Annotated in this window: 6 protein-coding genes; 4 read left to right on the top strand and 2 right to left on the bottom strand. The window is 72.4% G+C overall.

Annotated features, from left to right (window positions below; genetic code table 11):
* The first annotated feature begins 117 nt into the window (after nt 1-117).
* Complete coding sequence (locus ACFV2X_RS26760; protein ID WP_385620917.1) at nt 118-1,506, top strand: protein phosphatase 2C domain-containing protein; 1,389 nt, start codon at nt 118-120, stop codon at nt 1,504-1,506.
* A 98-nt stretch (nt 1,507-1,604) separates the two neighbouring features.
* On the top strand, nt 1,605-3,347 hold the full coding sequence (locus tag ACFV2X_RS26765) for a pyruvate dehydrogenase (RefSeq protein WP_385620946.1): 1,743 nt from the start codon (nt 1,605-1,607) through the stop codon (nt 3,345-3,347).
* A gap of 23 nt (nt 3,348-3,370) precedes the next feature.
* Here ACFV2X_RS26765 and ACFV2X_RS26770 read toward each other — a convergent pair whose 3' ends face one another.
* Nucleotides 3,371-6,538: an alpha-mannosidase gene (locus tag ACFV2X_RS26770; protein WP_385620920.1), complete on the bottom strand. Its 3,168-nt coding sequence runs from the start codon at nt 6,536-6,538 to the stop codon at nt 3,371-3,373.
* Nucleotides 6,539-6,689: 151 nt separating this feature from the next.
* Here ACFV2X_RS26770 and ACFV2X_RS26775 point away from each other — a divergent pair, with 151 nt between their 5' ends.
* Nucleotides 6,690-7,190: an ATP-binding protein gene (locus tag ACFV2X_RS26775; RefSeq protein ID WP_385620922.1), complete on the top strand. Its 501-nt coding sequence runs from the start codon at nt 6,690-6,692 to the stop codon at nt 7,188-7,190.
* Nucleotides 7,191-7,283: 93 nt separating this feature from the next.
* On the opposite strand, the gene ACFV2X_RS26780 is transcribed toward ACFV2X_RS26775, so the two are convergent.
* Complete coding sequence (locus ACFV2X_RS26780; RefSeq protein ID WP_385620924.1) at nt 7,284-8,381, bottom strand: DUF2637 domain-containing protein; 1,098 nt, start codon at nt 8,379-8,381, stop codon at nt 7,284-7,286.
* Nucleotides 8,382-8,737: 356 nt separating this feature from the next.
* On the opposite strand from ACFV2X_RS26780, the gene ACFV2X_RS26785 reads away from it, so the two are divergent.
* Nucleotides 8,738-9,442, top strand: a complete 705-nt coding sequence (locus tag ACFV2X_RS26785; RefSeq protein WP_385620926.1) for a GntR family transcriptional regulator — start codon at nt 8,738-8,740, stop codon at nt 9,440-9,442.
* Nucleotides 9,443-9,573: the final 131 nt, after the last annotated feature.

A 9,573-nucleotide genomic window follows, 5' to 3' on the forward strand; every position in this document is an offset into this window, starting at 1 on the left:
TTGCACGTGGTACTAGTCGTTGACGCAGCACCCCCCCTCGCGCGTCAGGGGAAGGATCCGCCGGGCGCTTCGCGGGCGGTGTTCCGCGCGGGGCCCGCTGGGGAAACTATGGTGGGCATGAGCCAACAGGAGGACAGGGACCGTCACGAGGACGACTGGTGGGGCGAGTTGTACCACCGGGACACCGGCGATGTGGGGCCCGCTCCGGCGGCGGACTCGGTTGACGACCGGTTCGACTCCGCCTCCCGTACGGTCGGCGGCCCGCCGCCGGCCGGGGCCCCGCTCGGCTCGGTGCCCGCCGCGGGCGTCCCCTGGGGGTCGGGGTCGGAGCCAAGGCCGGAGCCGGACGAGGCGGGTGCGACCTTCGGGTGGTTTTCCGGTGAGCGGGCGCCGGGGCCGGAGCCCGCCGCGGGGCCCGCCGCGGCCGATCCGCGATCCGCCGAACGGCCGTCCCTGCCGCGGCCGTACGTGTCGCGGCCGTCCGCGTACGGCGACGAGCCGGTTGAGCTGCCGCTCGCCGAGCCGTACGAGTTGGCGGACCTCGTGCCCGACACCGTGTTGGACGGCGCCCGCTGCGGGACCGCCACGCTGCGGGCGGTCTCCTCTCGCGGCGAGTCGGCTCGCCGGAGCGGGGAGACGCGGCGCGACGCGTTGCTGACCGCGCGGTTCGGGGCGGGGCCAGGGGCGGTGGTGATGGTGGCGCTCGCGAGTGGCGTGAGCGGCACGAGTGGCAAGAGTGGCAAGAGTGGCGAGAGGGGCGCGAGTGGCGCGAGTGGCGCGGGGGCCGCCGAGGTGGCGCAGCGGGCGGCGCGTGAGCTGTGTGAGTGGATCGGCGGCGCGGTCGGCCGCAGCCATGCGCGACTAATAGACGACCTGCGCAGCGGAAACCGCGGCGCGCTCAAGTCCGGGCTGCACCGGCTCACCGACCGCGGCCTGGGCCGGCTGCGGGCCCGTGCGGCCGAGTTGGGCGTGGACCCGGCCGAGTACACCGCCGCGCTGCGCTGTCTGCTGCTGCCCGTCGACCCCGCCTGCCGTACCCGGGTGTTCTTCGGCGCGGGCGACGGCGGCGTCTTCCGGCTGCGCGCGGGCGCCTGGCAGGACCTGGAGCCGCCCGGGCCGGAACAGGACACCGTGGGCGGCCCCGTGGTGGGCTTCGGCGGTACGAAGCGGCCCACGCCACAAACCGCCGAGGCGCCCGCGACGATGAGCTTCGGGATCGCCACACCGGGCACCGGCCCCGCCCCGGGCCCGGCCCCGGTCCCCGCCGCCGCCCCGTTCCGGTTCCGGGCCTCCGTAGCCCGGTCGGGCGATGTGCTGCTGATGTGCGGCGGCGGGCTCGCCGGCCCGCTGCGCGGCCGGCCCGAGCTCGCCGGTCACCTGGCGGAACGCTGGGCGCAGGGCGAGCCGCCGGGGCTCGCCGCGTTCCTCGCTGACACCCGGACGCGGGTGAACGGATACGCCGGATACGCCGACGACCGTACGGCGGCCGCCGTCTGGGAGGCGTGAGCGCGCGGTCCATGGGTTGATGGAGCCGTATGCCGATCCCGCCGGTTGCCGCCGGGTTACCGGCAAACGCAGCCATGACCCGGACGGAAGGGCGCGCGATGGGCAAGCAGACCGTGGCCGAGCAGTTTGTGGACCTCCTGGCGCGCGCCGGGGTGCAGCGGCTGTACGGGGTCGTGGGGGACAGCCTCAACCCGGTCGTGGACGCGGTGCGCCGCAACGAGGCCATCGACTGGATCCAGGTCCGCCACGAGGAGTCCGCGGCCTTCGCCGCCGGGGCAGAGGCGCAGCTCACCGGCCGCCTGGCGGCCTGCGCCGGCTCCTGCGGCCCCGGCAATCTGCATCTGATCAACGGCCTGTACGACGCGCACCGCTCGATGGCCCCGGTGCTCGCCCTGGCCTCGCACATCCCCAGCAGCGAGATCGGCAGCGGCTACTTCCAGGAAACCCACCCCGAACGGCTGTTCAACGAGTGCAGCCACTACTGCGAGCTGATCTCCAACCCGCGGCAGATGCCGCGCGTACCGCAGACCGCGATCCAGCACGCGATCGGCCGCAGCGGCGTCAGCGTGGTGGCGCTGCCCGGCGATATCGCGGCGCTCCCGGCGCCCGAGCGGGCCGAGGAGCACGCCCTGGTCACCGCCCGCCCCTCGGTGCGCCCCAGCGATGCGGAGATCGACGCGCTCGCCCGGATGGTGGACGCGGCCGACCGGGTGACGCTGTTCTGCGGCAGTGGCACGGCCGGGGCGCACGCCGAGGTGATGGCGTTCGCCGAGCGGGTGAAGGCCCCGGTGGGGCATGCGCTGCGGGGCAAGGAGTGGATCCAGTACGACAATCCGTACGACGTCGGCATGAGCGGACTGCTGGGCTACGGCGCGGCGTACGAGGCCACCCATGAGTGCGATCTGCTGATCCTGCTGGGCACCGACTTCCCGTACAACGCCTTTCTGCCCGACGATGTGAAGACCGTGCAGATCGACGTCCGCCCCGAGCATCTGGGCCGCCGCTCCAAGCTCGACCTGGCGGTGTGGGGCGATGTGCGCGAGACGCTGGGCTGTCTGACGCCGAAGGTACGCGTCAAGGACGACCGCAGATTTCTGGACCGGATGCTGAAGAAGCACGCGGACGCGCTGGAGGGCGTGGTCAAGGCGTACACCCGCCGGGTGGACCGGCACATTCCGATCCATCCGGAGTATGTGGCGGCGGTGCTGGACGATGAGGCGGCCCCGGACGCGGTGTTCACCGTCGACACCGGTATGTGCAATGTGTGGGCGGCCCGCTATCTGACCCCCAACGGCCGGCGCCGGGTGATCGGCTCGTTCACCCATGGCTCGATGGCCAACGCGGTGCCGCAGGCGATCGGCGCCCAGTTCCTCGACCGCCGCCGCCAGGTCGTCTCGATGTCGGGCGACGGCGGTTTCGCCATGCTGATGGGCGACTTCCTCACCCTCGTCCAGTACGACCTGCCGGTGAAGGTGGTGCTCTTCAACAACTCCGCGCTCGGCATGGTCGAGCTGGAGATGATGGTCTCGGGCCTGCCCGCGTACGGGACCACCAATGTGAACCCCGACTTCGCGGAGATCGCCCGCGCCGCCGGGGCATACGGCGAGCGGGTGGAGAAGCCCAAGCATCTGCGGGCGGCGCTGCGGGCCGCGTTCCGCTACAAGGGGCCCGCGCTGGTGGACGTGGTCACCGACCCCAACGCGCTGTCCATCCCGCCGAAGATCCGCGCGGAGATGGTGACCGGCTTCGCGCTGTCCGCGAGCAAGATCGTGCTGGACGGCGGGGTGGGCCGGATGGTGCAACTGGCCCGCGCCAATCTGCGGAACCTGCCCCGGCCTTGACCCCGCCGCCTTCACCGCCCGCCCTACGCGGGCGTGAGCCTCAGAGTGAGGATTTCATGCGGGCGCAGGCTCAGGGCCAGCCCGCCCTCGCCGGTGGCCGCCTCGTGCAGCGGCCGCTCGAGCAGGTCCGTCACCTGGGCGCTGACCACCGGGAAGCCGGTGGTCAGCGTGGCGGACGCGCGCCCGCCGCGCGACTCGTAGAGCCGCACCACCACATCGCCGCCGCGGTCCTCCGCCAACTTGACGGACTCGACGGTGATCGCGGGGTTGTCGACGCCGACCAGGGACGGGAGCACCGGGCCCGCAGGCAGGGCGCGCGGCGGCAGGTTGAGTGCCAGGCCCTCGGCGACCGCGTCGCCCACCTCGGCGCCGGGCAGCAGCGCGTAGCTGAAGTGGTGGGCGCCGAGGTCGGTCTCCGGGTCGGGGCTGTGCGGGGCGCGCAGCAGGGTCAGCCGCACCGTCGTGCCCAGCACCGGCCCGCCCTCGCCGCCGTCCGCGGCCTCGGCCGGGTGCTCCGTACGGGTCACATCGTGGCCGTACGTCGAGTCGTTGAGCAGCGCCGCGCCATAGCCGGGCTCGGCGACCCGCATCCAGCGGTGGGCGCAGATCTCGAACCGGGCCGCGTCCCAGCTGGTGTTGGTGTGCGTGGCGCGGTCCACATGCCCGAACTGGATCTCGGAGGTGGACACCTTGGCGTGGATGTCCAGCGGGAACGCGGCCTTGAGGACCTTCTCCGACTCCTGCCAGTCCACCTCGGTGGTGATGTCGAGACGGCGGCTGCCCCGGCTGAGCCGGATCTCCTGGGTGACGCGGGAGGCCCCCGACGCGCCGAAGGCGCGCACCACCCGGACCGCGGCGCGCAGCGGCCCGGACTCGACCAGTTCGACGGACTCGGCGTCGGTGAGATCGGTGTGGACCCGGCGGTAGTGCCGGTCGATGTCCCAGGCGTCCCACTGGTTCGGGTGGTCGGGGTGCAGTTGGAGGAGGTTGCCGCGCGCGCCGGGCGCGATCAGCTCCCGGTCGGCGGCCAGGTCCCGTACGGAGGTGAGCAGCCCGTCGCCGTCGATGACCACCCGCAGCACATCGTTGTCCAGCACGATCGTGCGCCCGTCGCTCAGCGCGCTGACCGGCGCCTCGGCCACGGCCGCCTCCGGCGTGTCGGAGTGCACGGGCGACGCGCCCAGCGCGGGCAGCCGCACCGCGACCGCGGCGCGCCCGTCCTCCAGCGGTTGGACGGGCGCGCCCTCCGGAAGGGCCGCCGCCGTCGGCGCGTCGAGCGTGACGACCTCGGTGCGCTCGTACGGGGACGCGTTCAGCACCACCGGCCCGTCCGGCGCGCCGCCGAGCGCGCCGACCGCCGCCGCGACGATCTGCTCAAGCTCGGTGCGGACCCGCTCATAGGTGTCGCGCGCCTCGCGGTGCACCCAGGCGATCGAGGAGCCCGGCAGGATGTCATGGAACTGGTGCAGCAGCACCGTCTTCCAGATCCGGTCGAGATCGTCGTACGGATAGGCGTACCCGGGGGCGCGCAGCGCGGCGGCCGTCGCCCACAGCTCCGCCTCCCGCAGCAGATGCTCGCTGCGCCGGTTGCCCTGCTTGGTCTTGGCCTGGGTGGTGTACGTCGCCCGGTGCAGCTCCAGATACAGCTCGCCCGACCACACCGGCGCCTTCGCCGCGTACTCCCGCTCCGCCTCCGCGAAGAACGCCGACGGCCGCTCGATCTCGACCCGTGGCGAGCCCTCGAGCGACTTGAGCCGGCGCGCCTTCTCCAGCATCTCGCGGGTGGGGCCGCCCCCGCCGTCGCCCCAGCCGAAGGGGACGAGGGAGCGGGTGGCCAGACCCTTGTCGGCGAAGTTCTTCTCGGCGTGGGCGAGTTCGTGAGCGTGGAACTGGGCGTTGTAGGTGTCCACCGGGGGGAAGTGGGTGAACACCCGGGTGCCGTCGATGCCCTCCCACCAGAAGGTGTGGTGGGGCATCTTGTTCGACTGGTTCCAGGACAGCTTCTGGGTGAGGAACCACCGCACCCCCGCGAGCTTCGCCAACTGCGGGAACGCGGCCGTGTAGCCGAAGGAGTCCGGCAGCCAGATCTCCTCGGTGTCCACCCCCAACTCCTCCAGGAAGAACCGCTTGCCGTGCACGATCTGCCGGGCCAGCGCCTCGCCGCCAGGCATATTGGCGTCCGACTCGACCCACATCGAGCCCACGGGAGCCCAGTTGCCGTCCGCCACCGCCTTCTTGATCCGCTCCCAGATATGCGGCTGATGCTCCTTCACCCACGCGTACTGCTGCGCCTGCGAACAGGCGAAGACCAGCTCGGGGTACTCGCCCGCGAGCGCGGTGACATTGGCGAAGGTACGGGACGCCTTGCGCACCGTCTCGCGCAGCGGCCACAGCCACGCCGAGTCGATATGGGCGTGTCCGGTCGCCGACACGCGGTGTGCGCTGGCGTTGGCCGGGCTGGCGAGCACCTCGGTCAGCGCGGCGCGCCCGGCCGCGGCGGTGCCCGGTACGTCGTGGAGGTCCACCGCGTCCAGCATGTTCTCCAGCGCACGCAGTATTTCGTGGCGCCGCGGCCGGTCCGCGGGGAGCTCGCGCATCAGCTCCGACAGCACCTCGATGTCCAGCACCAGATGCCAGACCTCCTCGTTCAGCACGGCGAGGTCGGCCGAGGCGAAGCGGTACAGCGGCCGGTCACCGGCGGTCAGCACATCGCCAAGACGCGTCGGCTCGAAGCCGTCCCGCAGTACGGCCGGGTTGGCCGCCGCCTCCAGCAGCAGCCGCACCGGCTCGCCGCCGGCCGCCGGGGCGGCGACGGGGACATGGCGGTTGCGCGGATGGATGCCCTTGATCGGCACCCCCTCCGCGTTGTACACAAGACCCTCGGCCTGGAAACCGGGACCGTCCCCGGTGAAGCCCGGGTCGATGACGGCCTCGACCCGCCGCCCCGCCCACTCCGAGGGCACCTCGCCCTCCAGCCGGAACCACCAGGTCGACCACGGCGAGCCCCATTCGGTGCCGGTCTCGAAGGGCTCGTACGACCCCTTCAGCGCGTCGCCCACCGGCACCGGCTCGCCGGGGGTGCGCCACGCGGTCAGCGTCAGCGGGGCGCGCGCCGTGTACTGGGCGGGCCTGATGAACTGGCGCAGCGCCCGGTCAAGGCGCCCTTCCACCAGCGATCGGTCGTCGTGCATACGCGGCTCTCCTAGGCGTCGGCGCTCGGCGGATCAACTCCCCGATCATTTCCCGCGGTGTGTGGGCACCCACACGCGGGAATGCATTCCGTGAGCGTGTTCGACGACATTTCGACACTGGCCGCGCCGTGCGCGGCCGGGGCGGGGGAGGATGAAGCGTCAGCCTTCACGGCGGGGCGGGACGGCCGGGCAGCGGCCGGAAGCGGGGGCGGTGGCCATCGAGAGCGCGCGGGGCCCGGCCCTCAGCAGGCGATTGCACGGCGGTGAGCTGTCCCGGGTGGCGGAGGTCCGCGCGGCCCTGCGGGAACTGCTGCGGCACTGGGGTGATCCCAGCAGGAGGGACCTGGCCGAACTGCTCATCAGCGAGCTGGTCACCAACGCGCTGGTGCACACCGACCGTGGGGCGCACATCACGGCCACGCTCGGCGATGGGCCGGACTCGCTGGCCGGCGGCCGATTACGGGTGGAGGTGCGGGACTTCGTCTCCCGGCATCCGACGCTGCGTACGCATGCGGCCGAGGAGGGCACATCCGGGCGCGGACTGCTGCTGGTGCATACGCTCGCGGATGCGTGGGGGGTACGGGCCCACGGTGTGGGGAAGGCGGTCTGGTTCGAGCTCGACGCGCGGTTCGGGCCGCCCGACACGCAATAGAAGGAGACACGCAATAGACGGAGACACGCCGTGCAAATGACGCGGGGGCGGGAGAGGAGACCGGCTCCCCGTCCCGCCCACCCAGCAGTCAGCTCAGCCGAAGGCTCGCTCGATCTGTGCCAGCTTCTCCTCGAGGGAGTCGAGCCGCGGCATGGTCAGCGTGTCGTCCTCGGCGGTGAGGTCGATGGTGCGCGGCCGGTCGGCCTCGCGGTCGCCCAGTCCGGTGATGGCGCCGTCACTGTCGCTCGCGGACCGCAGGGCGGGCCGGGACGCGGGCGCGGACAGCTGCCCCTTTTCCAGCGAGGAAGAGTTTTCCAGCGATTTCTCCGATATGGCAGGCTCCGATGTGAGCGCCGGCTGTGGGGAGGACCCCGTCACCTCCACCTGGCGGCCGCCGCGCCGCCCCCATGAGCGGTGCTGCCGGTTCAGCGCCCGGATCCTGGCCCGGTCCAGCCTCTCCTGCTCCCGCCTGCGGTGCCGGTTGTGCTCCTTCTCCTTGCGGTCCTCGCGCACCTCTTCGACGGCCTCGTCCAGGGTGCGGACGCCCTCGAGCAGCATCAGCGACCAGGCGGCGAAGGTCTCGCGGGGCGCGCGGAGCCAGCGCACGATACGGATCTGCGGCAGCGGCCGCGGCACCAGGCCCTGCTCGCGCAGCGCCGCCCGGCGGGTCTGCTTGAGCGCGCGGTCGAAGAGGACCGCCGCCGACAGCGACATGCCGGCGAAGAACTGCGGCGCACCGGCGTGGCCCATGCCACGGGGCGCGTGCACCCAGTTGAACCAGGCCGCGGCGCCGGCGAACAGCCACACCAGCAGTCGGGAGCCGAGCGCGGCGTCACCGTGGCTGGCCTCGCGCACCGCGAGCACCGAGCAGAACATCGCGGCGCCGTCGAGCCCGAACGGCACCAGGTACTCCCAGCCGTTCGTCAGGGCGAGGTTCTCCCGTCCGAAGCCCACCAGGCCCTGGAAGGAGAGTGCCGCCGCGACCCCGGCACAGCAGAACAGCAGAACATAAGAGGCCATCCCATAGATGGCCTCCTTGCGCCGCCGCCGCTCCTCGCTGCGCTCCCAGGAGTCGGTGGACTTGTCGTCCTTGGCGTTGCGGCCCCGCGCGAGCACTGTCACCGCTCCCACGACGCCGACGAGTATCACGACGGCCGGGAGGCCCCAGCTCGATATGTCGGTCAGTCTCATCCGGTGTCCCTTGCCTCGCTTCCGTGAAGTTCTGGCCGTAGTACCCGGCCTACTCGCGCGACATCTTGGCGGAAACCCGGCTTGCCCCGAGCGGTTTCTGGGCAAGAGGGCGCCAAATCGGCGGGGGGACACGCGGATAGGTGCGATACGGTTCGAACGCTCGCGCTGTGCAAGCGGCTTGCATTCTATTCATGGAACTCGATCGAGCGTAAACAGACTGCTGAGGTTGCGTCAGGGCGCTCGATCTGGTCCCGTGTGCGCCGTTCCGTTAGGGTTGCCTTAAATACGGCGTCCGAGGGGTTTGACCTCGCGCGGCCTCCGCATATCGTTTCAGGCGGACGTCAGGAGGAGCCGAGGTGGAGCAGGCCAGTGCCGAAACGGCGGCGGAGCCGCACCCGGGTCCCGGCATCCCCGGCCCCGGCGGGCCCGCCTCACGGAAGCCGCCCCAGCGCCACTCGGTGCGCGGGCAGATCCTGGACGCCCTGAGGGATGCGCTGGTCGGCGGCGAGCTCGCCCCCGGGGAGGTCTACTCCGCACCGGCCCTCGCCGAGCGCTTCGGCGTGTCGGCCACGCCCGTACGCGAGGCCATGCAGCAGCTCGCGGGCGAAGGCGCCGTCGAGGTGGTGCCGAACCGGGGATTCCGGGTGGCCCGGCGCAGCGCGCGCGAGCTGGCCGAGCTGGCCGAGGTCCGGGCCCTGCTGGAGGTCCCGGTGATGCTCAGCCTGGCCGAGGCGATCGCGCCCGAGCGGTGGGCGGGGCTGCGGCCGTTCGCCGAGGCCACGGCGGTGGCGGCGGCGAAGGGGAACCGCGCGGCGTATCTGGAATCCGACCGCACCTTCCACCAGGCGGTCCTCAGCCTGGCCGGAAATCAACAGTTGGTCGTCGTGGCCGACGAACTGCACCGGCGGGCGCAGTGGCCGCTTCCCGGCGGTCAGATCGTGCGCACCGCCGACCTCGTCGCCGACGCGGCCGAGCATATGGCCCTGCTCGACGCCCTGGCCGCGCGGGATCTCGACACCGTCGAGTCGCTGGTGCGCGACCACTTCAACGGCGGAGCGTAATTCAACGGCGGAGCGTAAGCGGCCCGTCTGCGATCCCCGCCACGGATCCCCGCCACGGATCCCCGCCTCCGATCCCGCCCCGGAGCACCCTGAGCCCAAGCGCCCGAAACGCCCGAGAGCCCGCCCGGCGT

This window comes from Streptomyces sp. NPDC059679, from assembly GCF_042734105.1.
In the GTDB taxonomy this organism is placed as follows: domain Bacteria; phylum Actinomycetota; class Actinomycetes; order Streptomycetales; family Streptomycetaceae; genus Streptomyces.